General features: G+C 71.7%; 23 protein-coding genes. 13 read left to right on the top strand and 10 right to left on the bottom strand.

Annotated features, from left to right (window positions below; genetic code table 11):
• Nucleotides 1–19 precede the first annotated feature (19 nt).
• The 7 genes from OG589_RS33615 (at nucleotide 20) to OG589_RS33645 (ending at nucleotide 7,082) form a co-directional block, all read left to right on the top strand.
• Entirely contained in the window at nucleotides 20–688 is a 669-nt protein-coding gene (locus OG589_RS33615) for an RNA polymerase sigma factor (protein WP_405142150.1), read from the top strand.
• A complete protein-coding gene (locus OG589_RS33620) occupies nucleotides 681–1,820 on the top strand; it encodes a CU044_5270 family protein (protein ID WP_405142152.1) in 1,140 nt (379 codons plus the stop codon). The genes OG589_RS33615 and OG589_RS33620 overlap by 8 nt, the downstream gene beginning before the upstream one ends.
• Nucleotides 1,821–2,048: 228 nt before the next feature.
• Nucleotides 2,049–3,572 carry an ABC transporter substrate-binding protein gene (locus tag OG589_RS33625; RefSeq protein ID WP_405142153.1) on the top strand — a complete coding sequence of 508 codons (1,524 nt, stop codon included), beginning with the start codon at nucleotides 2,049–2,051 and terminating at the stop codon, nucleotides 3,570–3,572.
• A gap of 78 nt (nucleotides 3,573–3,650) precedes the next feature.
• Entirely contained in the window at nucleotides 3,651–4,616 is a 966-nt protein-coding gene (locus OG589_RS33630; protein WP_405142154.1) for an ABC transporter permease, read from the top strand.
• Nucleotides 4,613–5,485 (top strand): ABC transporter permease, encoded by an 873-nt coding sequence (locus OG589_RS33635; protein WP_405142155.1) that lies wholly within the window; start codon nucleotides 4,613–4,615, stop codon nucleotides 5,483–5,485. The genes OG589_RS33630 and OG589_RS33635 overlap by 4 nt, the downstream gene beginning before the upstream one ends.
• Nucleotides 5,482–6,294 carry an ATP-binding cassette domain-containing protein gene (locus tag OG589_RS33640; RefSeq protein WP_405142156.1) on the top strand — a complete coding sequence of 271 codons (813 nt, stop codon included), beginning with the start codon at nucleotides 5,482–5,484 and terminating at the stop codon, nucleotides 6,292–6,294. The genes OG589_RS33635 and OG589_RS33640 overlap by 4 nt, the downstream gene beginning before the upstream one ends.
• On the top strand, nucleotides 6,291–7,082 hold the full coding sequence (locus OG589_RS33645) for an ABC transporter ATP-binding protein (RefSeq protein WP_405142158.1): 792 nt from the start codon (nucleotides 6,291–6,293) through the stop codon (nucleotides 7,080–7,082). The genes OG589_RS33640 and OG589_RS33645 overlap by 4 nt, the downstream gene beginning before the upstream one ends.
• On the opposite strand, the gene OG589_RS33650 is transcribed toward OG589_RS33645, so the two are convergent.
• Nucleotides 7,079–8,359 (bottom strand): hypothetical protein, encoded by a 1,281-nt coding sequence (locus tag OG589_RS33650; RefSeq protein WP_405142160.1) that lies wholly within the window; start codon nucleotides 8,357–8,359, stop codon nucleotides 7,079–7,081. The genes OG589_RS33645 and OG589_RS33650 overlap by 4 nt on opposite strands.
• A gap of 286 nt (nucleotides 8,360–8,645) precedes the next feature.
• On the opposite strand from OG589_RS33650, the gene OG589_RS33655 reads away from it, so the two are divergent.
• The 3 genes from OG589_RS33655 (at nucleotide 8,646) to fahA (ending at nucleotide 12,616) form a co-directional block, all read left to right on the top strand.
• Entirely contained in the window at nucleotides 8,646–9,293 is a 648-nt protein-coding gene (locus tag OG589_RS33655) for a helix-turn-helix domain-containing protein (RefSeq protein WP_405142162.1), read from the top strand.
• A gap of 108 nt (nucleotides 9,294–9,401) precedes the next feature.
• Nucleotides 9,402–10,577 (top strand): homogentisate 1,2-dioxygenase, encoded by a 1,176-nt coding sequence (locus OG589_RS33660; RefSeq protein ID WP_405142164.1) that lies wholly within the window; start codon nucleotides 9,402–9,404, stop codon nucleotides 10,575–10,577.
• A gap of 833 nt (nucleotides 10,578–11,410) precedes the next feature.
• Nucleotides 11,411–12,616, top strand: a complete 1,206-nt coding sequence (gene fahA, locus OG589_RS33665; protein WP_405152185.1) for a fumarylacetoacetase — start codon at nucleotides 11,411–11,413, stop codon at nucleotides 12,614–12,616.
• Nucleotides 12,617–12,632: 16 nt separating this feature from the next.
• Here the strand turns inward: fahA and OG589_RS33670 are convergent, their stop codons facing one another.
• The 4 genes from OG589_RS33670 to OG589_RS33685 all read right to left on the bottom strand — a co-directional run bounded on the left by OG589_RS33670 (nucleotide 12,633) and on the right by OG589_RS33685 (nucleotide 16,731).
• Nucleotides 12,633–13,136, bottom strand: coding sequence for a hypothetical protein (locus OG589_RS33670; RefSeq protein ID WP_405142165.1), 504 nt, complete (start codon nucleotides 13,134–13,136; stop codon nucleotides 12,633–12,635).
• A gap of 111 nt (nucleotides 13,137–13,247) precedes the next feature.
• Nucleotides 13,248–13,904: a response regulator gene (locus OG589_RS33675; RefSeq protein WP_405142167.1), complete on the bottom strand. Its 657-nt coding sequence runs from the start codon at nucleotides 13,902–13,904 to the stop codon at nucleotides 13,248–13,250.
• Nucleotides 13,901–15,190, bottom strand: a complete 1,290-nt coding sequence (locus OG589_RS33680; RefSeq protein ID WP_405142169.1) for a sensor histidine kinase — start codon at nucleotides 15,188–15,190, stop codon at nucleotides 13,901–13,903. The genes OG589_RS33675 and OG589_RS33680 overlap by 4 nt, the downstream gene beginning before the upstream one ends.
• 125 nt (nucleotides 15,191–15,315) lie before the next feature.
• A complete protein-coding gene (locus OG589_RS33685; RefSeq protein ID WP_405142171.1) occupies nucleotides 15,316–16,731 on the bottom strand; it encodes a S41 family peptidase in 1,416 nt (471 codons plus the stop codon).
• A gap of 344 nt (nucleotides 16,732–17,075) precedes the next feature.
• Between OG589_RS33685 and OG589_RS33690 the strand changes: the two genes are divergently transcribed.
• A complete protein-coding gene (locus tag OG589_RS33690) occupies nucleotides 17,076–17,672 on the top strand; it encodes a hypothetical protein (RefSeq protein ID WP_405142172.1) in 597 nt (198 codons plus the stop codon).
• Between the two features lie 114 nt (nucleotides 17,673–17,786).
• On the opposite strand, the gene OG589_RS33695 is transcribed toward OG589_RS33690, so the two are convergent.
• The gene (locus OG589_RS33695; RefSeq protein ID WP_405142174.1) at nucleotides 17,787–18,005 is read right to left on the bottom strand and encodes a recombinase family protein; all 219 of its coding nucleotides are present in this window, start codon (nucleotides 18,003–18,005) and stop codon (nucleotides 17,787–17,789) included.
• A 130-nt stretch (nucleotides 18,006–18,135) separates the two neighbouring features.
• Between OG589_RS33695 and OG589_RS33700 the strand changes: the two genes are divergently transcribed.
• Nucleotides 18,136–18,567: an NfeD family protein gene (locus OG589_RS33700; protein ID WP_405142175.1), complete on the top strand. Its 432-nt coding sequence runs from the start codon at nucleotides 18,136–18,138 to the stop codon at nucleotides 18,565–18,567.
• A gap of 2 nt (nucleotides 18,568–18,569) precedes the next feature.
• A complete protein-coding gene (locus tag OG589_RS33705) occupies nucleotides 18,570–19,664 on the top strand; it encodes an SPFH domain-containing protein (protein ID WP_405142176.1) in 1,095 nt (364 codons plus the stop codon).
• A gap of 36 nt (nucleotides 19,665–19,700) precedes the next feature.
• Here the strand turns inward: OG589_RS33705 and OG589_RS33710 are convergent, their stop codons facing one another.
• From OG589_RS33710 to OG589_RS33725, 4 genes are all read right to left on the bottom strand, one after another.
• Nucleotides 19,701–21,452, bottom strand: a complete 1,752-nt coding sequence (locus OG589_RS33710) for a GTPase (RefSeq protein ID WP_405142177.1) — start codon at nucleotides 21,450–21,452, stop codon at nucleotides 19,701–19,703.
• Nucleotides 21,449–23,203: an ABC transporter gene (locus tag OG589_RS33715; protein WP_405142178.1), complete on the bottom strand. Its 1,755-nt coding sequence runs from the start codon at nucleotides 23,201–23,203 to the stop codon at nucleotides 21,449–21,451. Before OG589_RS33715 ends, OG589_RS33710 begins: the two co-directional genes overlap by 4 nt.
• Nucleotides 23,204–23,278: 75 nt before the next feature.
• Complete coding sequence (locus OG589_RS33720; protein ID WP_405142179.1) at nucleotides 23,279–23,566, bottom strand: hypothetical protein; 288 nt, start codon at nucleotides 23,564–23,566, stop codon at nucleotides 23,279–23,281.
• A 465-nt stretch (nucleotides 23,567–24,031) separates the two neighbouring features.
• Nucleotides 24,032–25,510 (bottom strand): ATP-binding protein, encoded by a 1,479-nt coding sequence (locus OG589_RS33725; protein ID WP_405142180.1) that lies wholly within the window; start codon nucleotides 25,508–25,510, stop codon nucleotides 24,032–24,034.
• Nucleotides 25,511–25,512 lie beyond the last annotated feature (2 nt).

The raw sequence follows: 25,512 nt of genomic DNA on the forward strand, positions 1-25,512 counted from the left end.
AACCGGTCGATTCGGAAAAATGGGAACCGGGGTCGCGGGTGCGGCCAAGTACGGGGTGACCGCATCAGACCCCGGAGAGGACCCGCACGTGGTGAGTGCGCAGGCACTGCTCGACGGCTCCACCCTGGACGACTCCATCGTGATCGCACGTTCGCTGGAGCAGCCCGAGCTGTTCGCGATGGTGTTCGACCGGCATGCCGACGAGATCTTCCGATACGCCGCGAGACGGCTCGGAGCCGAGCCGGCCGAGGATGTGGTGGCGGAGGTGTTCCTCGTCGCGTTCCGCGGCCGGGCCCGCTACGACCGCTCGCGTCCCGACGCGAGGCCCTGGCTGTACGGCATCGCGACCAACGTGGGGTCGCAGCACCGCAGGGCCGAGCGCCGGCGTACCCAGGCCATGGCCAGGGTCACCGCCGACCGGCCCGGCTCGTTCGACGACCGGAGCGTCGACCGCGTCACCGCCGAACAGCTCCAGCCGCGGCTCGCCCGCGCGCTGTCCAAGCTGTCGTCGCGCGAGCGCGACCTGCTGCTCCTCGTGGCGTGGACCGACCTGAGCTACGAGGACGTCGCCCAGGCCCTTCGCATCCCCGTCGGCACGGTGCGCTCGCGCCTTCACCGCGTCCGGGTGAAACTCCGCCGGGCGCTCGGTGGCGTCGACCCCCTCACTTTGGAGCCCCAGCATGGATGACGAACTCAGACCTTTCGCCGACAACCGTCCGGCCGCACCGCCGTACCCGCCGGAGGCGCGTGAGGCCGCGCGACACCGCCTGCTCTCGGAGGCGGCCGGACGGCGCCGGTTCCGGCGGCCGAGGCTCGGGTGGCAGGCGGTGGGTGCCTTCGGGCTGACCGTGGCCCTGGTGGGCGGCCTCGGGGTCGCCCTGTCGTCGCGGACCGCTCCGGTCGCGGTGCCGGGGGCCACCGCGACCGACCCGGCCTCCGAGTCCGAGGAGTCCGTGGCGGTGGCGCCCTCACAGGACGCCGCCGAGCCGCTTCCGAAGCCGGGCCAGTACATCCTGGTGGAGTCGGAGACGATGTACACGTCCGAAAGCATGGGTGAGGGCGGGACGCAGAGCCGCTACCTCTACCGGACCAAGCGGAAGATCTGGAAGCCGGTCGACGGGAACTCGAAGGGCCTGCTGTGGAGCGCCGGGCTGGCGCCCAAGCAGTGGCCCGGCTGGCCGCTGCCGGAGGAGGCGAAGCAGTGGCGGGGCGAGGGGTGGAGCGAGATCTCCGGGCACTGCCCCGGCTGGCCCGAGGACACCCGCACCGACTACGCGTACCTGAGCACCCTGCCGACCGACGAGGCCGGGATGCGCGAGTACCTCTACAACCGGCCGCATGGCGACATCCCCGCCGATGACGGGGCGTTCGGGACAGCAGGCGACCTGCTGAGGGAGAACTACCTGCCGCGCGCCCAGAGGCAGGCGCTCTTCGAGGCCACCAAGACGATCCCCGGCGTCGTGGTGACCGTGGGCGTCAAGGACTCGGCGGGACGCGAAGGCGTGGCGCTGGGCAGGCCTCGAAACGGCATCGCCACCATGCTCATCTTCGACCCGGAGACGTACATGTTCCTCGGGGAGCGCGGCACGGTCGTCGACGAGAAGGCCGCGGGCGCGCCCGTTGGCAGCGTCATGGCCCTGACCGCGCAGCTGAAGGTCTCCGTGACCGACGAGCTGCCGCAGGCGGAGGGGGCCTCGAAGGACAGCAGTTGCGAAATGCAGGAGCAGCTCCCCACGCCGACGCCGACCGGCGCCGAGCTCACGACGCCCACGCCGACGCCCACCGGTGCCGCACCGACGACGCCGCCCCCGACGTCGTAGGAGACGAGCCGGCCTGGCGGCAGATCCCAGCGGCACGGCCCGCACCGCGTGGAGACGCGGTGCGGGCCGTCGCGCGTTTTACCGGACCTGGAATCGTTTCGCCCGCGGCTCAGTTGCATGGTGCAGGCCCCCGAAAAACGGCCAAACCCTACTATTAATGTAGGATTCCGACTCCACGCGGGTCGCCCCCATATACGCGGCCGCACAGGCCGTCGACCAGGAGAAACAGTGAACAGGAAGACGACGTCGCTCTTCGGCGCCGCCATCGCGCTCGCGCTCGCCCTCACCGCCTGCGGCGGCGCAGGTGGCGACTCGGGAACGAAGAGCACCTCGCCGGCGGACTCGTCCGACACGGAAGCGACGATCGGCATCGGATCGCTCTACGAGCCGCAGAACCTCGACAACACCGCGGGCGGCGGCCAGGGCACGACCGAGGCGTTCAACGGCAACGTCTACGAAGGCCTGTTCAGGCTCACCGACGACGGCAAGGTCGAGAACCTCCTGGCCAAGGACTACAAGGTCGGTTCCGACGGCCTGACCTACACCTTCACGCTGCGGGACGGCGTGAAGTTCCACTCGGGCGAGCCGCTCACCTCCGCCGACGTGAAGTACAGCATCGAGAAGGTCACCGCGGACGGCTCGCAGTCCGCCCGCAAGAGCAGCTTCGCCGTCATCAAGAAGATCGAGACTCCGGACGACCACACGGTCACCGTGACGCTGTCGAGCAAGTCCATCTCGTTCGTGTACAACCTCAGCTACATCTGGATCATCAACGACCAGGCGAAGGACCTCGCGACGACCGAGGACGGCACCGGTCCGTACAAGCTCGGCACGTGGAAGCGCGGCGCCTCGCTGAGCCTCGACCGGTTCCCCGGCTATTGGGGCACGGCGGCCGCCAACAAGCAGGTGGTGTTCCACTACTACACGGACGCGACGGCGCTGAACAACGCCCTGCTCACCAACGCGGTCGACGTCGTGACCAGCGAGCAGAGCCCGGACGCGCTCGCGCAGTTCACCAACAACGCGAACTACAAGGTGAACAACGGGCACTCGACGACCAAGCTGCTGCTGGCGTTCAACGACCGCAAGGCGCCGTTCGACAAGCCGCTCGTCCGCAAGGCCGTGACCTCGGCGATCGACAACAAGAAGCTGCTCAGCTCCATCTGGGGCGAGTACGGCACGCTGATCGGCTCGATGGTGCCGCCCACCGACCCGTGGTACGAGGACCTCACCAAGGTCAACCCGTACGACGTGAACCTCGCCAAGAAGCAGCTCGCCGACGCGGGGTACGCCGGCGGGTTCAGCTTCACGCTCGACACCCCGAACTACGACCCGCACCCCACCGCGGCGACGTTCATCAAGTCCGAGCTGGCCAAGGTCGGCATCACCGTGAACATCAACGTCATCACGGCCGACGAGTGGTACACCAAGGTCTACAAGAACCGCGACTTCGCCGCCACGATGCAGGAACACGTCAACGACCGCGACGTCGTCTGGTACGGCGACCCCGACTTCTACTGGGGCTACGACAACCCGCAGGTCACCGCGTGGGTGAAGGAGGCCGAGGAGTCGGACACCGCCGAGGCGCAGACCGAGCTGCTGAAGAAGGCCAACCAGCAGATCGCCGCCGACGCCGCCAGCGACTGGCTCTACCTCTACCCGCAGATCGTCGTCGCGTCGTCCAAGCTGTCGGGCTATCCCCTGAACGGCCTGAACTCCCAGTTCTACGCGTACGGCATCAAGAAGGCCTGACCCGGCACCTCCCGCCCCGGCCCGGGCCTGTACGGCCCGCCGGGGCGCGGGCGTGTCCTCCTGATCGATCGGCTTGTCATGACCACCTACCTGCTGCGGCGCGTGGCCTTCCTGGTCATCTCGCTGCTGCTGGCCAGCACGGTGCTGTTCCTGCTGCTGCGCCTGCTTCCCGGCGACCCGGCCAACTCGCTGCTGTCGGTCGGAGCCTCGCCCGAGCAGATCGCGGCCGCTCGCCACCGGATCGGGTCGGACCGCCCGCTGCCCGAGCAGTTCGTCACCTGGCTCGGGCAGATGGCGACGTTCGACCTCGGCACGTCGTTCATCAGCACCCTTCCCGTCGGCCCCGAGATCGCCTCGCGCCTGGTGGTGACCGTCCCGCTCACGCTGCTGGCGTTCCTCCTCGCCGTCGTGGTCGCCGTCCCGGTCGGGTTCGTCGCGGCCCACCGGTCGAACCGCTGGTACGGGCCGCTGCTCAACGGGATCTCGCAGCTCGGCATCGCCGTCCCGGTCTTCTGGGTGGGAATGCTGCTGATCACCGCGTTCGCGCTGTACTTCCAGATCCTTCCCGCAGGCGGTTTCCCGCAGGACGACTGGGCCGACCCCGCCGACGCGCTCACCTCGCTCGCCCTGCCCGTCGTCACCATCGCCCTCGTCATGTCCGCCTCGCTCATCAGGTACGTGCGCTCGGCCACCGTGGACGTGCTGGACAGCGACTACCTGCGGACGTTCCGGGCGATGGGCTCGTCGTTCACCATGGCGATGTGGCGCCACGGCCTGCGCAACGCGGCCGTGCCCGTCGTCTCGATCCTGGGCATCGAGCTGGCCACGACGTTCCTCGGCGCGGTCGTGGTCGAGAGCGTGTTCGCCCTGCCGGGGCTCGGCAGCATGCTGGCCAAGGCGATCGCGCAGCATGACTACCCGATCGTCCAGGGCGTTCTGTTCGTCAGCACCTTCGGCGTGCTGGTGATCGGATTCCTCGCCGACCTGGTCCAGCGCCTGATCGACCCGCGCCTGCGCGGCACCCTGTCACGGAGCGCCCGATGAGCCACCCGCACACCGCCGGCCCCCTCAAGGCGGCCGATCCGGCACCAGCCGGTCGCCGTCGCCGCTCCGCGACCCTGGTGATCGGCTGCCTACTGGCCGGCGCGATCGTCGCGGTGGCGGTCGTCTCGCTGTTCTGGGTGCCGTTCGCGCCCGAGGACACCTCGGGCGGGCGGCTCGCGCCCCCCGGCCCGCCCCACCTGCTCGGCACGGACAAGCTCGGCCGCGACCTGCTGACCCAGCTCATGATCGGGGCCCGGGTGGCGCTGACGGCCGGCGCCGGCTCCGTGGCGCTCGGCGGACTCCTCGGCGTCGCCGCCGGCCTGCTCGCCGGGTTCGCCACCCGGTGGCTGGACGACACGATCTCGGCCCTGCTCGACATCCTGATCGCCTTCCCCACCCTCCTGCTCGCCATGCTGGTGGTGGCGGCGCGGGACGCGTCCCTCACCTCGGCCATCCTGGCGATCGGGCTCGCGATGTCGGCGATCGTCGCGCGGCTGACCCGCGTGCTCGTCAAGCGGGTGCTGGCCCAGGACTTCATCACCGCGTCGCGCACGTCGGGAACCTCCTGGCCGCGCGTGGTGGCCGAGCACGTCCTTCCCAACATCTGGCCGACGCTGCTGGTCAACCTCGCGCTGCAACTCGGCCTCGCCGTGCTGGCCGAGGCGAGCCTGTCGTACCTCGGGCTCGGGGCGCCGCCGCCGAACGCCTCGTGGGGACGGATGCTGCAGGAGGCCCAGGCGACCGTGCTGACCGCGCCGCTCGGGGCGATCGCGCCCGGCGTGCTCCTGGTCGTGCTGGTCGTCGGGGTGAACCTCGTCGCCGACGGCCTCAGGGACGTGGCCGACCCGACCCGGCGGAGGACCCGATGAGCCTGCTCGACGTCACCGAGCTCACAGTGAAGTCGGCGGACGGCCGCGCGCTCGTCTCCGGCGTGTCGTTCACGATGGAGCCGGGCGCCCGCCTCGGCCTGATCGGGGAGTCCGGTTCCGGCAAGTCGCTGACCGCGCTCGCGATCATGGGGCTGACTCCCGCCGGGATGACCGTGTCGGGCAGCGTGGTGCTGGACGCCCCCGGGCTCGTACGGACCGAGGTCGTGGGCGCGGCGGAGCGGCGGCTGAACGGGCTGCGCGGCCGGGCCGCGACCATCGTCTTCCAGGAGCCGCTCACCGCCCTGGACCCGCTGATGAGGGTCGGCGGCCAGCTCGCCGAGCCCCTCCGGCGCGTACGCGGGCTGCGGGGCGCCGCCCTTCGCAAGGCGGTCATCGCGGCGCTCGAAGAGGTGCGGCTGACCGACCCCGGCCGCATCGCGAAGGCCTACCCGCACGAGATCTCCGGTGGCCAGCGCCAGCGGGTGGCGATCGCCATGGCCCTCGCCTGCGAACCGGCCCTGCTGATCGCCGACGAGCCCACCACGGCCCTCGACGTGACGGTCCAGGCCGAGGTGCTGGCGCTGCTGGACGGCCTGGTCTCCGCGCGCGGGATGGCGCTGCTGTTCATCAGCCACGACCTCGCGGTCGTGTCGGCCGTGACCGACCACGTGCTCGTGCTCAAGGACGGCGTGGCCGTGGAGTCCGGGCGCGTTCTCGACATCGTCAGCACGCCGCGCCATCCGTACACCCGTGACCTGGTGGGCAGCGCGCGGCAACTCGACAGCGCGCTCGATTGGAGCCAACGTTGACCCCGGCCATCCTTGAGGCGCGCCAGGTGGGCTTCGCCTACCGCGGCGCCGCGCCCGTGCTGTCGGACGTCTCCCTCGCGGTCACGCCCGGCCGGAGCGTGGCGCTGGTCGGCGAGTCGGGCGCGGGGAAGACCACCCTGCTGCGCCTGCTCCTCGGGCTCGCGCGGCCGACCGACGGGCAGATCCTGTTCGACGGCGCGGAGCTCTCACCTCGGGGGCGAGGCCGGATGCGCGCCTTCCGGCGCAGCGTGCAGACCGTGTTCCAGGACCCGTACTCCTCGCTCGACCCCCGGCAGCGCGTGGGCAGGATCGTCGCGGAACCGCTGCGCTCGCTTGGCCTGCTCACGGCCCCCCGCACCCAGGGAGATCCCGCCAACGTACGCGTCGCCGCCGCGCTGGACGCGGTGGGGCTTCCGGCGGACGCCGCCCGCCGCTACCCGCACGAGTTCTCCGGCGGGCAGCGCCAGCGCATCGCCATCGCGCGGGCCATCGTGTGCGAGCCGCGCGTGCTGCTCGCCGACGAGCCCGTCAGCGCTCTGGACGTCTCGACCCGGGTGCGCATCGTGGACCTGCTGGCCGAACTGCGGGAGACGCGCGGCCTGACCGTGGTCATGGTGTCGCACGACCTCGCCGTGGTGGCGACGCTGTGCGGGCACACCGCCGTGCTGGAACGGGGCCGGATCGTCGAGCAGGGCGACACCGCCGCCGTGCTCGGCTCTCCTCGTCATCCTTACACCCGCCGTCTGGTCGACAGCGTGCCGCGCCTTCCCCCGCGCGTCCAGGCCTAGTCGGTGACGTAGACCTGGCTGAACACCTCGGACAGCTTCTTGACGTCCTCGGCGATGCCGACCTCGGGCGAAGCCGGGTTGAACATCGTGGTCAGGCGGCGCTGGAGCGGCTCCAGCTTGCCGAGCTGCTCCCAGGCGGGCGTCGAGGCGAGGCCCGAGCCCATCACGCGGTACGTGGCGCCCGTGCCGTCCTGCCAGCGGGTCCAGAGGTTGACCGTCGCGGCGCCGTCCTTCAGCGGGGTGGTGATGCGCTCCTGCGCCGCCGTGGCCGCCTGCTCGGCGGTGAGCGGTGAGGCGTTCTTGCCCGCCAGCCCGGCGTCCTCGGCCGCGATCTGCGCGAGCGTGTCCCAGGCGAGGGTCTTGACCTTGCTCCACTGGTTGCGCTGCGCCTGCTGCGGAGTGATGTTCCACGTGGCGTACGCGGTCGAGAGGAGGCCGGCGTCGAGCGCGAGCTGGTCGACCGAGCCGGAGGTGAGCAGCGGCTCGATGTTCTTCGGCGCGAGCAGCGGATACTTCTTGGTCATCTCGGCCTTGCACAGGTCGCTGTTGCCGCAGCCGAACTCCGGCACCACCGTGTGGACGCCGAGCTTCTTGCCGGGGGCCACCTGGTGCAGCGCGCCGGCGGCGGCCGTGACGAACGACTGCATCTCCTCCGGCGTCTTCACCGCGCCGTTGTAGCCGAGCTGCGAGGTGAACCGGATGCCGACGACGCCCGGCTGCGCGGCGAGCGCGCCGGCCTTCCTGACGGCGGCGGCGAAGGCGGCGGTGCCGGCCTTGTAGTCGTCGAGGAGCTCGGTGTCCACCCACACCCGCATGCCGCTCGCGGCGGCGGCGGCGATCGCCCGCCCTGCGGCGGTCTGCGCGGCGGCGGCGATCTCCTCGGGGGTCACCGAGCAGGTCTCGCCGGCGGTCTGGCAGGCGGGCGGCGTGTTGTCGTCCTGGTAGCCCTCGGGCGCGGGGTCTCCCTCGCCGTGGGCCTGGCCGTCACCCTCGCCGTCGGCGCTGCAGGCCTCCACCGTGCAGTCGATCCACCCGACGGGGTACTCGGTGGCCCCCTTGAGCTTGGCTCCGTCGTCCTTGGCCCAGAACCGCACGATGTCGAGCGCGTCCTGGGGGGTCGGAGCCATCCAGAAGCACTGCGGGTCGGACTGCGAGCCACCGTTGGTGACGTTCTTACACTCGTCGGCGCCGTCCTCGGAGAACGCCGTGGCGGCCGGGATGCCCACCGCGAGCACGGTGAGTGCGGCGCTGAGGGCGAGGGCTCTCCTGATTCGCATCAAGCGTCTCCTTGGGCGGAGCGAAATGAATAGTGATCGCCCGTAAACGATCGAAACGACTGTATCGGGCGTATCTTTACTCGACCAGTGGCTCAGCGGGATTCCTTGACCGGCGAATATGCCGATATCGGCCCTCACCTCGCATGATCCTCTCGGGCACCACCGGGCGAACGCGAAAATTCTCTCTCCCGTACGGCCCCCGCAACCGGGCGTTACGGACACCGCACGCGTCCGGGGAGGCCACCCGCGCCGACTCGCACGTGGTGTCACCTCGCATAATCGGGAGATGCGCGATCACAAGGGGAGCCCGGAGTCGGCCCAGACCCTGGAGCGGGGGCTGAGGCTGCTCCGGCTGCTCGCCGACGGCCACCGAGGGCGCACCCCCACGGAGCTGGCGCAGGAGCTGGAGCTGAGCCGCCCGATCGTCTACCGGCTGCTCACCACCCTCCAGAACGAGGGCTTCGCCCGCCGGGACGCCGAGGGACGCGCTCATCTGGGCTTCGGCGTCCTCGCGCTGGCCAGGGCCGTGCAGCCCCTGCTGCGAGCCGCCGCGCTCCCTGCCCTGCGCCGCCTCGCCGAGGAGACCGGCGCCACGGCGCACCTGACGGCGGCCGAGGGAGACGAGGGGCTGGCGATCGCCGTGGTGGAGCCGACCTGGACGGACATGCACGTCGCCTACCGCGAGGGCTCGCGCCATCCGCTCTCGCGCGGGGCGGCGGGGCTGGCGATCCTGGCCCTGCGCGAGGGCCGCACGGACTACCTGGTCACCGAGGGGCAGCTCCAGGAGGGCGCGCGCGGCATCGCGGCCCCGCTGCCCGGCCTGCCGTGGCTGGAGGCGTCCGTGGGCATCGTGACGTTCGGCGCCATCGACGCCGCCACCCTCGGCCCCCGCGTCTCCGCCGCCGCCGCCGAGCTCCGCCGGGCCCTCGAATGAGCGTGCGGGTTCTGACCTGCCCGCGTGAGATTGACATCGCTGGCGCGATGGCGGATCGTCGTACGTATAGAGGACAATGGTGTCCGATATGCGTACACAGGAGGGCCGATGCCGTACTACCGCACCGTCGGCGAGGTGCCGCGCAAACGGCATATCCAGTTCAAGAAGCCTGATGGCGGGCTGTACGCGGAGGAGTTGATGGGGGAGGAAGGCTTCTCCTCCGACTCCTCGCTGCTGTACCACCGCCACCTGCCGACCGCGATCGTCAAGGCGGAGGCGGTGGCCGACGGCACGCGAGCGGGCCTCTCGCCGAACCTTCCGCTGTCCCCACGCCATTTCCGCACCCAGGATCTTCCCTCGGGCGGTGATCTCGTCACCGGCCGGCGGCCGCTGGCGGGCAACGCGGACGTCCGATTGTCGTACGCCGCCGCCGACCGGCCGAGCGAGCTCTACCGCGACTCCAAGGGCGACGAGTGCGTCTACGTCGCGAGCGGCCGGGTGCGCTTCGAGTCCACGTACGGGGTGATCGAGGCCGGAGAGGGCGACTACGTCGTGATCCCCACCGGCACGATCCACCGCTGGGTGCCGCTCGACGGCACCACGGTGCGGGCCCTCGCCATCGAGGCGTCCGGGCACATCCGGCCCCCGAAGCGCTACCTGTCGCAGTACGGCCAGTTCCTGGAGCACGCGCCCTACTCCGAGCGCGACCTGCGGGCGCCCGGCGAGCCGCTGATCGTGGAGGATTCCGAGACGCCCGTCCTGGTCAGGACCCGAGGCGGCCTGACCAGGCTGACCTACGCGCACCACCCGTTCGACGTGGTCGGCTGGGACGGCTACCTCTACCCGTACGCCTTCAACATCGCCGACTTCGAGCCGATCGTGAAGCGCACGCACGCGCCGCCGCCCGTCCACCAGACCTTCGAGGGGCCGGGCTTCGTCATCTGCTCGTTCTGCCCCCGGCCGCTGGACTTCCATCCCGACGCCGTGCCGATCCCGTACAACCACCACAACGTCGACTCCGACGAGTTCATGTTCTACGCGGGCGGCGACTACACCGCGCGCAAGGGCTCGGGCATCGACGTCGGGTCCATCTCCCTGCATCCGGCCGGCTTCACGCACGGCCCGCAGCCGGGCGCCGTCGAGGCCGCCGTCGACGCCGTGCGGCGGGGCATGACGGTCACCAGCGAGCTGGCCGTGATGGTCGACACCTTCCGGCCGCTCGACCTCGGCGACGCCGCGCTGTCCTGCGAGGACCCGGGGTACGCCTGGACGTGGGCCCGATGACCCGTCCCGGCACGAGCCCGCTGTTCACCGCTCTCGTCGACGACGCCGGGCTGTTCCCTCCCGCGCTCCTGCCGATGTCGGACGCGGTCGCCCGGCACTACGCCGACGAGGACGCCGGAAGCCCGGTGCTCAGCCACCGGTTCCTCTGCCAGGCCAGCCGCCTGCACGAGCTGCGCGCGCATCTGACCCGGCCCATCAGGGTGGGGCTCATCATCGACACGCCCGACTTCCCCCGCCTTGACCTGCTCGGCGAGGGCGAGCTCGCCGGCATCGACGTCGAGCTGGTGGAGACGGCCCTTCCGCCGGGTTCGAGCATCGCCGAGGTGGTCGAGCGCGTCCGTCCGAGGAACTCCGGCGCGCGGCTGTTCGTCGAGGTGCCGCCCACCGACCTCCACGAGGTGCCTGAGGGGGTGGGGCTGAAGGTCCGCTGCGGGGGGCTCACGCCCGAGCTGTTCCCCTCCACGCACGAGCTGGGCGTCTTCATCCGCAACTGCGTCGAGCGGAACATCCCGTTCAAGGCGACCGCCGGCCTGCACCACGCGGTCCGCCACCCCGATCCTGGCCTCGGCGTCTACCGGCACGGCTTCCTCAACATCCTGATGGCCGTGTGCGCGGCCGTCGAGGGCCGTGACCCCGTCCGGGTGCTCGACCTCATGGACAAGCGCGAGCTGGTGGAGCTGGCGCGGGCCGTGCCGCACGAGACCGCGCGGCGGGCCAGGGAGCTGCTGGTCTCCTACGGCTCGTGCAACACATTCACACCCATCGACGACCTGGCCCGGCTCGGCCTGGCCGACCACCACCGGAGGCCGGCGGCGGCCGTCAAAGAGGAGATCGTGACCACCAGCTGGGTACCCGGAGCCGACGCGTCCGCCTACACCGTGGCGAACCTGCCCTACGGCGTGTTCTCCCGCCCCGGGCACGCTCCCCGCGCCTGCGCGCGCATCGGCGACCACGTTCTCGACCTGGCGCCCGCCCTGCACGACGAGGTGTTCGCCACCGGGAGCCTCAACGGCTTCCTGGCCCGGGGCCGTAGGGCCTGGCGGGACACCCGGCGCCGCATCCAGCGCCTGCTCTCGGCGGAGGCCGGTGAGGCGTCGGCGAACCGCGCGGCGACCGAGCCCCACCTCATCCCGCTGCACCAGGTGCGGCTCCACATGCCGATCGAGGTCGGCGACTACGTCGACTTCTACTGCTCGCTGGAGCACGCGACCAACCTCGGCCGCATGTTCAGGCCCGGTGAGAACCCCCTCAAGCCCAACTGGCGCCACCTGCCGGTCGGGTACCACGGCCGGTCGGGCACCGTCGTGGTCTCCGGCACCCCGATCACCCGTCCCCGTGGCCAGCGCGCCCCCGCGCACGGCGACGTGCCGGTGTTCGGGCCGTCCGTGAAGCTCGACATCGAGGCCGAGCTGGGGTTCGTCGTCGGGGCGCCGACCCGCTTCGGCGAGAGCGCGGGAGACTTCGCCGATCACGTCTTCGGGGTCACGCTGGTGAACGACTGGAGCGCCCGTGACATCCAGGCGTGGGAGTACGTCCCGCTCGGGCCGTTCCTCGGCAAGTCGTTCGCCACCTCGATCTCCGCGTGGATCACTCCGCTGGAGGCCCTCGAACACGCCCGCGTGCCCGGACGGGCGCAGGATCCCGAGCCGCTGGGCTACCTTGCCAGGCGGGAGCCGTGGGGTCTCGACCTCACGCTCGGCGTGGAGCTCAACGGCGAGCCGATCTCCAGCCCGCCGTACCGCGAGATGTACTGGACGCCCGACCAGATGCTCGCCCACATGAGCGTCAACGGCGCCTCCCTGCGCACGGGCGACCTGTTCGCCAGTGGCACTGTCTCCGGGCCCGAGCAGGGCCAGCGGGGGTCGCTGATCGAGATCACCTGGAACGGCACCGAGTCCGTCAAGCTCTCGGACGGCCAGACACGGGCCTTCCTCGAAGACGGCGACACGGTGCGCATCACCGCGACGGCCCCCGGCCCCGACGGCACGGAGATCGCGCTGGGCGAGGTGACGGGCACGATCCTTCCCTCACGAAACTGACCCCCTCAGGGCCTGATCACTCGGTGTGCCAACGGCTCCGCCCGCGAGTACACCACCACCAGCGGCGTCCACCCGACCAGCTTTCCTGGGACGAGTGGCTCAGGGCGAGCGCACTCCGCCGCCGGGATCGCGAGATCCGCGAGTAGCGTGAGGCCGCCCAGGATCGCCGCAGGCGGCCGGAGATCACCACCCCGGATTCGGTGTCCCGGCGGGACCGATCGCCCCTGAAGGGCCGCTCACAGAGCCGGAGGGGGTCTTCCAGTGCGAGATCGCCGGGCCGGTCACCGAGACCGAGCAGCCGCACGCCTCGCCGGGACAGGCTAGCCGCGCCCGCGCCCTGGCCCGGGCCGCCGCCGAACGCGCCACCCGCGTGCAGGACAGCCCCGCCATTCTCGCCGGGCCGACCCCGCGCCAGGCCTGATTCCGCGATTGCTACGGGCACCCCCGGCCGCAGCGCCGCGACGATCGCGTCGATGTCACGCAGCCCGGCTCGGCGCAGCAGCCGCTTCTCGTTGGTCACCCACTCGCCGCGTGCGGCGTCCGGCACGGGGGACGGCGCGTCGTCACTTCACGGGACCAGAGCCTGTCTCCGGCCGTTCACCAGCACGGAAATCGGGCGACCCCGCCGGGTTCACTCACCCGGGCGGACCAGGCCCGTCTCGTACGCGTGGACGATCGCCTGGGCCCGGTCGCGGAGGCCGAGCTTCGCCAGGACGCGGCCCACGTGGGTCTTCACCGTCTGCTCGGACAGGACGAGCCGTTCGGCGATCTCCTGGTTGGACAGGCCGTGGGCGACCAGGGTAAGCACCTCCGACTCACGTTCGGTGATCCCGTCCAGGGTGGCGCGGGGACGGCGCGGGCCGAGGCGGGCGAACTCGGAGATCAGTCGCCGGGTGACGGAGGGCGCGAGCAGGGCCTCGCCGGCCGCGACCACCCGGACGGCCTCGGCGAGCTGCCCGGCGGAGGCGTCCTTCAGCAGGAAGCCGCTGGCGCCCGCCCGGAGCGCCTCGTACACGTAGTCGTCCAGATCGAACGTGGTCAGGATCAGCACCTTCGGGGGCCGGCCGCCCGCGGACAGGATCCGCCGGGTGGCCTGCAGGCCGTCCAGCACCGGCATCCTGACGTCCATGAGCACCACGTCGGGCGAGAGTTCCGCGACGCAGCGCACGGCCTCCTCGCCGTCGGCCGCCTCGCCCACCACGTCGATGTCCGGCTGCGTACTCAGGAACACGGTGAACCCGGTCCGCACCATGCCCTGGTCGTCGGCGACGAGCACCCTGATGCTCATCCGGCGTCTCCTCCGATCGGCAGGGTCGCGGTCACCACGAACTCCGCGCCGACCCGGCCCGCCCGGAACGTGCCGCCGAGCATCGCCACCCGCTCCCGCATGCCGGCCAGCCCGTGGCCCGACCGCTTCCCGGGGAGTCCGCCCGGCGTGGTTTCGGGATCGGCGGGCAGGCCGTTGACCACGCGGATCCGCAGCTCGGCGCCGTCGCGGACCAGCTCCGCGGTGACGTCCGATCCCGACCCGTGCCGCATCGCGTTGCTCAATGACTCCTGCACGATCCGGTACGCCGTCAGCCCCACCGTGCCCGGCAGGTCGCCCAGCTCGCCCGAACCGGACACCCTCAAGGTCACCCCGGCGCGGGACGCGGTCGCGACCAGCTCGTCGATCTGGTGGAGGCCGGGCTGGGGCGCGGTGTTCGCGCCCTCCGCGCCGCGCAGCACGCCGACCACCTGACGCATCTCGGCCAGCGTCTTCAGCGACAGCGCGCGGATCTCGGCGAGCCCCTGCGCCAGCAGGCCCGCGTCGTCTCCCGCCCGCAGCGGGACCGCCTCGGCCTGGATGGCGATCACCGACATGTGGTGGGCGACCACGTCGTGCAGCTCGCGGGCAATCCTGGCCCGCTCGGCCAGCGCCGCCCGTTCGGCCAGGGCGTCCTCGGCCCGCCGCTCCTCGTCGGCCAGCTTCCCGGTCGCCAGCCGCCGCGCCCGTACGTTGTGGCCGAACAGCACGGCGACGGTGATCCCGGTCACCGCGGGGACCGCCGTACCGACATCGACGGCCGCCGCCGCAAGGCAGGAGACCAGCCACACCCCCGCCGCGACCGCGCCGTCACAGCGGACCGCGACGGAGTACGCCACGAGCAGGCAGGCGATCGCCGCGCCCGGCGTGTACGGCGGGCTGAGGAACCCGCCGACGACCGCCGAGCCGGCCGGAAGCGCCAGCAGCGCGCACCGCCAGGCCGCCAGCGGCCACCGGTCGCGCAGCACCAGCGGCAGCGAGAAGGCCGCCGACACGATCACGAGGTACGCCTCGTCGTGCGGCCACCGCGCGGCGGCCGCGGGGCCCTCCATATACGCGACCCCGCTCGCGAACGCCACGAACGCCAGGGCCGCGTCGCCGATCCGGACGAGATCCAGGGTGACGCCCCGTAGGCCGCGGGGCCACGGCACCCGCACCTGCCCGCGCCGTGGCGCGGGCGGCGGCGGGTCGGCCGTACCGGTGACGACCGCCCGCAGCACGGCCCGCAGGAGCGGCCCCGGCTTCGCGATCGGCCCCTGATAGATCATTCCCCCAGCCTATGGACGTGCCGGGCGGGTCGCATCGTCCTCATGGGCGACCTTCGCGTCCACCTGTGACGGGAGGCCGCCCCGCCCCGCCGGCGCGCGGCGTACCGGGCAGCGCGCGACGCGGGTCACCGGCCGGATCTCCCGGCCGTGCGCAGGTAGGCGAGCGCCCGCTCGAAGGCGGCGTCGCGGCCCGCGGCGAGCTCGCCGTCGCTGAGCGTTTCGGCGATCCTGTCCTGCGGCGGGATGCCGGTGACGTCGAAGGTGGTCCCCTGCCGGGTGAGGAACCGCTCGTTGGGCAGGGCGAAGGTCCAGCCGTTGGGCAGCGTGCGCCACAGGAAGTCCGAGAACGCGCCCTGGGTGGCGTCGCCGATCCGCCGAGGGGCGGGAGTGCGGGCCGTCATGGCCTGGCTGAACGTCTCCCCGGCGCTGATGGTCAACGGGCTGGTTAGCAGGGCGATCGGCCCGGTGTAGCGAGAACCCGCCGGACGCACCCAGGTCGGTCGCGCCCGGGTGAACCGGGTGGGGTCGGAGGGGTCGTTGCGCGCCTGCTTGGCGTAGGCGACGTACGGCCGGCCGGTGAGGCGGGAGGCGAGTTGGATGCCGAGGGCGTCGTACCCGCCGAAGTTGAGGCGGACGTCGAGGACGAGGCCCTTCAGGCGTGACGTCCGGGCGGGGGTGAAGATTTCGTCCAGCGCGCGGTCCAGCTCCTTCGCGTTGGCCGCGAAGCAGCCGTCGGCGTACCCGTCGAAGGCGGCCAGCCGCAGGTAGCCGAACCCGCCCGGCAGGTCGGCGTACCCGATCACGCCCCGGCCCCATGTCGTCAGCGGCTTCTGGACGTCGTGCTTCTCCACGAGATCGAGGACCCGCTTGTTCAGGGCCATGAAGGCCGGCAGGCCGTCCAGCGGCCTCGTGCCGGGGCGCAGCGGCCGGGCGAACTCGTCCTTTCCGGCGCGCAGCGCGGTGTGGGCGTCGCCGAGGTCCTTCAGGATGTCGCGCAGCACGCCGAACAGCTCGGCGTCGGTGGTGTTCGGGCCGATCCGGGGACGGTATCGGTCGCGCACCGCCTGCCAGTCGACGCCCTTCGTCGCGAAGAACGGGTAGTTCTCCGCGAACGTGGTCCAGAAGACGTCGAACACCGTGACCGGGTCCGCGGCGGGGGCCTTCACCGAGCAGCGGGCGGGAAGGGCGGGCAGCCGGCGCAGGCCGATCTCCCCGACGGCGCCCACGTAGCGCAGCCGCGCCCGCTGCCGGCCCTGGAGTCTGATCGCCATCTGGCGGGAGCCGTCGTCGGCGACGAACGACCCCGGCCCGCCCTGCCGTTTGGCCGACATGACGCCCGCCAGGCAGCTGATCGCTGTCATGTCGAAGTACCGGAGCCGGTCCCCGTCGACGGTGATGATCGTGCCGTAGCCGTCGGTCTGCCACACGCCGTCCAGGGCGGCGTCCCGCGCGCTCGCGGCCGCCGTCGCGGCGGGCGCCGCCGTCATGACCGTGACGGCCGCCAGAGCCGCGACCGTGATCCGTGTTCCGCTCTTTTTCATGGCGCCGACGGTATGAACGCGGTCCCGTAACCGGCGTCACCCTGGAGGACCGTTCCTCGGCTCCCTCCTGGGGTGCCACCGGAATACGGAAGATTCGGGCCGCTGAGCCTCTGACATGCGACGTTGCAAGCCCAGCCGCCCGTCGTCCGGAAACGTACAGGTTCTCGGACGATCGGCTCACCTGCGGAAACGCCATCCAGGAACCTACGTCCGAGAAGTTTCCGAGCTGGCCGTGACCTCCCGGACCGGTCCGGCCGCATGCAGACCTCTTTGTGGAGATTGTCGCGTTCTGTGTTCATGCGAACAAAGTCGTTCCCGATGGCGTCTAACTCCCCATGATCAGCATGACACTCTCTTTGCTGCTGGCCCTGTCCGCCCCCGCGATCGTGACCGAGATTCCGAAGAACTTCCTGCTCACTGAGCGCGACGCGCGCAGGCACTTGAGCCCGGAAGAGGCAACCGAACAGGGCTACGAGATCAGCGACAAACTCACCAAGCCATTGATGCTGAACCCGTGCGTGCACCGGAGCGCCGTCGACCGCGACCGGGTGGCGGCCCGCACGATTTCGCACTGGACCAGCGGCCCTAGCGACTCCTCCGAACAACTCGTCATCTACAAGAGCTCCCGCGCCGCGCACGCGGCGTTCACCCTTTTGCGCTCCGAGGCCAAGAAGTGCGCACGCAAGAGCGACCCCTCGGCGCCCGAACTCAAGATCCATTGGCGGACGAGCAAGGCCAAGGTGGGGGACGAGGCCATCGGCATGGGCTACCAGACCCGGCAGGACGGCAGCGTGAACGAGACGATCAGCGGTCTCGTCGCCCGCAAGGGCAAAGCACTGATGATCTACACCACCACCGAGGCAGAGTACGAGCCCGGCCGGGTGACCAAGGACGCCAAGAAGATGGCCGCCAAGGTGTGCAAGTTGCGCGGCGTCTGCTAGGGGTGTCCAGCCAAGGTAGGCCCTCGGGGAGGAATGGAACGATCAGCGGCGGTCATGCGTGCAGGAAACTGCGCACTCGTTTGCGTCTGGCCGCGGCTATGGGAGCAGCGCAGCTCAGCTGCGCTCGAAGGGATTCAATCCCCAAGGGATCGCGGCAAGTGCTAGCCCGTCCATAGTGCGCTCGCTGATCAGATCGCGCTCCATCTCGGTGGCCATAGCGGCGAGCACGAACAGCATTCTGTCGGCGAAGCTCTTCCCGTGTGGCCGGTGAATCCCGGCGCTGACGCCTGACAGGATGTGCAAGTTGATCCCACGCGGGGCGAGTTCCTCCATGAGGAAGCTCAACAGTCCACGGCACGCGCGAGCTTGCCCTGCCGTACCCCAAAATTTAGGACTACGGTGGTGAACAAGGAACCACCGACGCCTAGAACGCGTTTCTCCTTATAAGGGAGGGCCGGGGCAAATGGACTCATGGATCTTCTGGCTGATACTGGCGGCGGTGCTCGGCGTGGCGGAGCTCTTCACGCTCACCGCGGCACTCGGGCTGCTCGGTGCCGCCTCGCTCCTGACGGCGGTGGTCGCCGCCATCGGCCTGCCTACCGGCCTCCAGCTCGCGGTCTTCATCCTCTCCTCCGTCTCCGGTCTCGCCGTTCTCCGGCCCATCGCGCAGCGACATGTCGCCCTGCCTCCCGTGCAGCGGTTCGGCGTCGCGGCCCTGGTCGGAAAGTCCGCCTACGTCACCCGTGAGGTCACCGGCCTGAACGGCCGGGTACGCATCGGAGGAGAGGAGTGGTCGGCCCGCGCCTACGACGAGACCCTGGTGATCCCGGCGGGCGCGACCGTGGACGTCATACAAATAGAGGGCGCGACCGCCCTCGTCTATCCCCGGGAGTGAACATGGACGCCGCTTTGATCGCCGGAATCCTGATCGCCCTGCTGGCGGTGTTCACCGTGCTGCGCTCGATCCGGATCGTCCCCCAGGCGCGGGCGGGCAACGTCGAACGCCTCGGGCGCTACTCCCGCACACTCGGGCCAGGCCTGAACTTCCTGATCCCGTGGGTCGACCGCGTGAAGCCCCTCATCGACCTGCGCGAGCAGGTGGTGTCCTTCAAGCCCCAGCCGGTGATCACCGAGGACAACCTCGTCGTCGACATCGACACCGTGCTGTACTTCCAGGTCACCGACCCGCGCGCGGCGGCGTACGAGATCGCCAACTTCATCCAGGGCGTCGAGCAGCTCACGGTCACGACCCTGAGGAACGTCGTCGGCGGCATGGACCTGGAGAAGACCCTGACCTCCCGCGACACCATCAACAGCCAGCTGCGCGGGGTACTCGACGAGGCCACCGGCAAGTGGGGCATCCGGGTCAACCGGGTAGAGATCAAGGCCATCGACCCGCCCAAGAGCATCAAGGAGGCGATGGAGAAGCAGATGCGCGCCGAGCGGGACAAGCGAGCCGCCATCCTCACCGCCGAGGGCTTCCGCCAGTCGCAGATCCTCACCGCCGAGGGCGAGAAGCAGAGCGCGATCCTCCGGGCCGAGGGTGACCGCACCGCCGCGATCCTGAAGGCCGAGGGCCAGTCGCAGGCCATCGACGAGGTGTTCCAGGCGGTCCACCGCAACGACCCCGACCCGCAGCTGCTGGCGTACCAGTACCTCCAGGTCCTCCCGCAGCTCGCCCAGGGCTCCGGCAACACCTTCTGGGTCATCCCCAGCGAGGTCACCTCCGCCCTGCAGGGGGTGTCCAGAGCGTTCACCGAGTCGCTGCCCCGGTCCCCCGCCACCCGCGAGGTCACCGAGACGAAGAGCTCGGCGAAGGAAGAGGCGGCCATCGCCGCGAAGGCCGCCGAGGACGCCATCGCCGACGCGGAGGAGACCGGCCCCCGCAGCCTCGGCCCCGGGACGGCCGCCACCGACGCCCTGTCCGGGCTCGGAAACGCGCGGCCCCAGCCGGCCGAGGCGCTGAGGGAGCCTCGTCCCGACGAGTCCTGAGCCCCCGCGTCCAGGGGGCTGAGCCACCGGCCGAGGTCAGCCCCGGCCGGTGGTGAGCAGGCCCGCGAAGCGTTGTACGCGCGACAGCTCGTCGCGCACCGGGTCGAGGACCATCTCACGGCCCACGGTGTCCACGCTCGCCCAGAGCGCCCGCCGCGCCTTGCGCGCCCTGCGCCTCGCGCCCAGGGCCGCCGCGACCCGCGACAGCAGGGCGACGAGAAGCCCGGCGAGGGCTCCTCCCCCCAGCAGGACGGTGGGCCACGGCGCCTCGCCGAGCGTCGGCGTCGGCAGCGCGGGGAAGCGGAGGTATTCGAGCAGGAACAGCCCCGACAGCCAGAGCACGCCGGCCAGCATGGTCGCGAACAGCAGCCACTGGAGCAGCCCGACCGCCCGCCACCACCGGGGACGCCTGCCGCTGCCCACCGACGTCACCGCCATCGCGCGGTCGAGGTTCTCGGCGAGGTCGTCCGCCCGCGAGCGCGCCGACCGCCGTACGGACACCGCCCACGGCTCCGGCAGACCGGCGGAGACGGCCGAGCCGACGTCCCTGATCGCGGTGTCCATCCGCGACCGCTGGACGGCCGTCGCGGGCGGGATCGACGTGCGTCCCGCGATCTCCACCCGGGCCGGCGAGCCCTCGTCGCCGCGCTCCGCAGGCGGCAGGGACGTACGCGCGCCGTCCGCGAGGGGGACGCCGAGGTGCAGGCGGCGCAGCGGGTCGGGTCTGAAGCGCCGAAGCCACCGGGTCACCGGCCAGCCGGTGGCCGCGATCGACCGGTGCCTGTGGGCCTTGGCGACCGCCTCCACCACGAGCGGGACGCCCGCCGCCTCCGCGAGCGCGGCGGTCAGCGGCCTGGCCAGCTCGTCCGACAGCGCCGCCTCGGCGGCCCTGGCCCGCTTCTCCAGCTCGCCCGTGGACAGCGGGGCCGCCCTGTCGGGACCGCCCTCGGGCAGGGAGGTCTCGTCGGCGGGCCCGCCCGACGACGCGAGCGCCAGCAGGTCGGCGGCCGTGCCGGCGTCCGCCGCCAGCCGCGCGGCCCACGTACGCCGCTCCGCGACGCGCTTGGCCAGCGTCGCGCGCAGGTCGGCGATCCCGGTGTCCCTGGGCACGGAGGTGGCGACGACGGGCACGCCCGGCAGCCCGTCCTCGTCCAGCAGCCGCCGCAGGTCGCCCAGGCAGCGGTCGGCCGCCGCGGGGGTGAGGCGGTCGGTCTGGTTCAGCACGACCACCATGACGTCCCGATGCCTGCCCAGCGAACGGAGGTAGCGCTCGTGTACGGCCGCGTCGGCGTACTTCTGCGGGTCGAGCACCCACACCAGCAGATCGACCACCGCGACCAGGCGATCCACCTCAAGGCGGTGGGCCAGCTCGATGGAGTCGTGGTCGGGCAGGTCCAGCAGGATCAGCCCGGAGAGCGAGCCGTCGATGCCGTCGACGATGTGGCGGCGCGGGATCTCCAGCCAGTCGAGGAGCGGCCCGGCCCCCTCCGGGTCCCACATCGCCGCCTGGGCCGTCGAGGTCGTCGGCCGGGTCACCCCGACCCCGGCGAGCGTGGTGCCCGACAGGGCGTTGAACAGCGAGGACTTGCCGCTGCCCGTCGCCCCGGCGAGCGCCACGACCGTGTGGTCGACCGAGAGGCTCCGCCGCGCCCCCGCCCGGGAGACCACGGCGCGGGCCTCGGCGACCGCCTCCTCGTCCAGGCGCCCTTCGGCGAGGTCCGCCGCCTCGGCGAGCGCGGTCAGCCTGTCGTCCAGCGACACCGCGGAGGACCGCCGGAGCACCTTCACGGCCGGTCCACCCCGGCTTCCACCGCGGGCACGTCGATCTCACCCCGGTGGTCCCGTACGGTCCGCGCCGCCTGCCTGAGCGCGGCGGACATGTCCTCGGGGGGCCCGACGCCTTCGAGCAGCGAGGTGAACCGGGACGCCTCCGCGTCGAGCACCTCGCGCACCCGCTGCTGGAGGTCCTCGCGTGCCGCCTGGGTGAGCGTCCGTACGGCCTGGTCCCCGAAGACGGCCTCCAGGAGCTTCTGGCTCAGCACGCTCGTGCCTCCGGCGATGCCGACCTCGATGCCGGTGAGCCCCCCTGTGGAGGCGAAGACCATGAGCATGAGCAGCAGGCCGGCGCCGTTCACGCTGAACGAGGCGAGCCTGGCGGTCGTGCGCTTCTCGGCCCCCTCCTTGGCGACCAGGTCCAGGACGTACCCCTGCCAGGCCCGCACGGCCGAGGAGGCGCGTTCGGGAAGCGTGGCGGACGCGCGGCCGAGCCGCCCCGCCGAGACCGCGCCCGCCCGCTCGATGACGTCGCGGCCCGCCGGCATGCCGGACCAGGCCTCCAGGGTGCGCTCGGCGGCGGCGTCGGCGGCCGAGCGGATCAGCGCCTCGACCCCGGTCTCCAGGGCCACCCTGAGCTGGGTGTCAGGAGCGGGCCGCCCGGTGAACGCCGAGACGATGCGCTCGCGCAGCCAGCCGATGCGCGACTCCAGCGTGCGCATGAAGTCGCCGGTGCCGATGAAGTCCTGCCAGCGGGCCAGCACCTCGCCGCGCAGCAGCGAGCCGTCGCGTATGCCGTCGTCGAAGGTGGCCATGGCCGTCCCGTAGGCGGACTCCACGGAGACCCGCAGGTCGGCGAGCCCGGCCCGCTGCCGGTCGGCCTCGTCCGCGAGCATCGGGACCCGGGCGGTGATGCTCTCCAGCGCCCCCGAGAGGGTCCTGCGCACGACCTCGGCCCGCGCCTGGGCATCGGCCGCGATCGCGGCCAGCCAGTCGCGCACGGCCCGTACGGCCTCCTCGGGCAGGCGGGCGTTCTCCTCCGGGAGCACCACCTCGGGCACGCTGAACAGGGGCGTGCCGGCGAGGCCGTTGGCGTCGAGCAGGCGGTGCAGGTGCGCGCTCACCGGTTCGAGCGCCTCAGGCGGCACCCGGTCGAGGACCACCGCCAGCGCCGTGCTCCGCTCGCGGGCGCTGCGCAGGAAGCCCCACGGCACCTCGTCGGCGTAACGGGAGGCCGTCGTGACGAACAGCCAGAGGTCGGCCGCCGCGAGGAGCTGCGCCGCGATCTCGCGGTTGGCCGTGACGACCGAGTCGATGTCGGGGGCGTCCAGCAGGGCGAGCCCCGGAGGAAGGGTGGTGGCCGTGACGATGCGCAGGGTGCCCGGCTCGCCGCGACCCCGTCCTGTCGTCCTGGCCAGGCCGGGCAGCACCTTCTGCCGGGTGAACCACACCTCGTCGGCCGGGTTGGCCACCAGGGTGGGGGCGAGCGTCGTGGGCCGCAGAACTCCCGGCTCGGTGACGTCCGCGCTGGCGAGGGAGTTGACCAGGGTGGACTTGCCCGCCCCCGTCGAGCCCCCGACGACGGCCAGCAACGGAGCGTCCATGGCCGCGACGCGCGGCAGGAGGTAGTCGTCGAGCTGCCCTCTGAGCTCCTTGAGGGCACGACGGTGCGAAGCGACGTCGCCGATCGCGAGGGGGAACAGATCGTGATCGAGCTGACGCCGCAGGGTCGTAAGGGCCACGAGCAGGCCATTGTTCCCCGCCATAAGACCCGTCATGCCCCCAGAGAGCCGAGGTATCCGCAGCCCGCGGAAAAGCGCTGCTCAGAGGGGCATTCCGCGCTAAGCGGTGGGTTGCGCGGAGGGCTGGTCTCCCGGCTGCCCGGAACGGCCGGTGGGAAGGAGCGGGCGGCACTTCTCCAGGGCCTTTGCGATGGCGGGGTCGCTCGTCTTCAGCTCGCGCATGCCGCCGTTCTGCGGGAGTTCGGCCCCGTTGTCCTTCATGCACGAGCGGAACGCCTGGAGCGCGGAGTCGTCCATGCCGCCCCTCGGGCCGCGTCCCTGCCCGTAACCGCCCTGCGGCATCAGCGAGCGGCACGCCTCGAAGGCCTTCTGCATCTCCGGTGACATGGTGCCAAAGCCCCCCGGTCGTCCGCTCGGCCGAGGGGACGGGGTACCACTTGGCCGAGCCGTGGGTGCCGCGTCAGGGCGGCGGGTGGGCATTTCCACCCCGTTCTTGCGCATGCACTCGGTGAATGCCGCCCGCTGGTCACCGGACCCGCCGGGCGAAGCCTGGGCACCGGCCGTGGCGTTGGAATCTCCACCACACCCGGAGGTCAGCAGGACGGCGGCCACAGCGGCGACGCCGAGAACACGGGGCAACGCGATCACAGGGTGGACTCCATCGGGAAACCGAGGGACTTTGGCGATATCCATGACAGGCCCCCAAGCTCAGCGCCACATGCGATGAAGCTGAAATTCACCTGTCAAACCCCCCGGCCGCCCGTCAGGCCCCGGCCGTGAGTGACGTGGGAGGCCGCTCCTTCGTCCGTCAAGCCCCGGCGTGAGTGACGAGGGAGGTCGATCCTTCGTCCGTCAGGCGTCGGCCGGGAGGGTGACGCGGAAGGTCGCTCCCCGGCCGGGCTCGCTGTCGACGGTGACCACGCCCCCGTGCGCCTGGACCAGGGCGGCGGCGATCGACAGGCCGAGGCCGGTGCCGCCAGAGCCGCTCCGCGTGCGCGAGGGGTCGGCGCGGTAGAAGCGCTCGAAGACCCGCTCCGCGTCCTTGACCGGCAGCCCCGGGCCCTCGTCCGCCACCTCGACCACCACGTTCCCCTCGACCTCCCCGACGCCCACCCGGAACGCCGTGCCCGCCGGGGTGTGACGCAGGGCGTTGCCCACCAGGTTCGCGATCACCTGGTGGAGCCTGGCCTCGTCCCCCCTGACCGTGACGGGATCCTCGGAGTCGTCCAGCCGCACCAGGTCGATCTCGCGGTCGGGGGCGAGCGTCTGCGCGTCGAGCACAGCCCCTGCGGCCAGGCTGAGCACGTCGACGGTACGGCGTTCGAGTGGCCGCTGCTGGTCGAGCCGGGCGAGCAGCAGCAGGTCGTCGACGAGGATGCCCATGCGGGTGGCCTCGTCCTCGATCCTGCGCAGCAGCCGGGCCGCCTCGTCCAGGTCGGGGGCCTCGTGGCGGTAGAGCTCGGCGAAGCCTCTGATGGAGGTGAGCGGCGTCCGCAGCTCGTGGGAGGCGTCGGCGACGAACCTCCGCATCCGGTCCTCTGACCGGCGCGCCTGGAACGCCGACTTGCGCGCCGCGATCTCCGAGGCCTCGCGGTCCCTGAACGCGGCCTCGATCTGCGCGAGCATGCCGTTGATCGCCCTTCCGAGCCGTCCCATCTCGGTACGGCGGTGCCGCAGCGGCACCCGGCGGGACAGGTCGCCTCCGGCGATGGCGCCGGCGGTCCTTTCGATCTCGCCGAGCGGGCGCAGGCTCCGGCGTACGAGCCAGTGGCAGGCGAAGCCGAGCAGGACCAGCACGCCGCCGCCCACGGTCGCCACGATGGTCGCGAGCCGGGTGACGGTCGCGTCGATGTCGTCCATGCGGACCGCGATCACGCGGATGTGCGTGCCGTCGGCCACGGCGATCACCCGCCAGCTCAGGCCGGAGTCCGACCCCACGGTGAACGGGCGCGGCGTCGCGCGCCGCACCTTGTCCAGCGTGAGCGGGGGGAGCTTGGGCGGGTCGCTGTCCGGGTTCTCCTGGAGGGTGCGCTCGACGGCGCCGTCGGATCCGAGCATGGCCATGTAGAACAGGCCGACCTGCCTCTGGGTCCGGGGGATGTCCAGCGACTGCAGGGCGGGCGGGATGTAGTTGTCGCGCCTCGGGCGGCTGGCCAGTTCGAGTTGCCTGTCGACCCGGTCCACGAGGTAGCCGCGGAGCAGTTGGACGGCGAACCCGCCGGTCAGGGCGATGGCGAGCGTGACCAGAAGTAGCGTTCCCACGACCAGGCGCAGCCACAGGGGCGACCGGGCAAGGCGCCGCTTGAGCACCTGGACGGGCCTCGGTCTCATCG

Source organism: Sphaerisporangium sp. NBC_01403 (assembly GCF_045040145.1).
Lineage (GTDB): Bacteria > Actinomycetota > Actinomycetes > Streptosporangiales > Streptosporangiaceae > Sphaerisporangium > Sphaerisporangium viridialbum.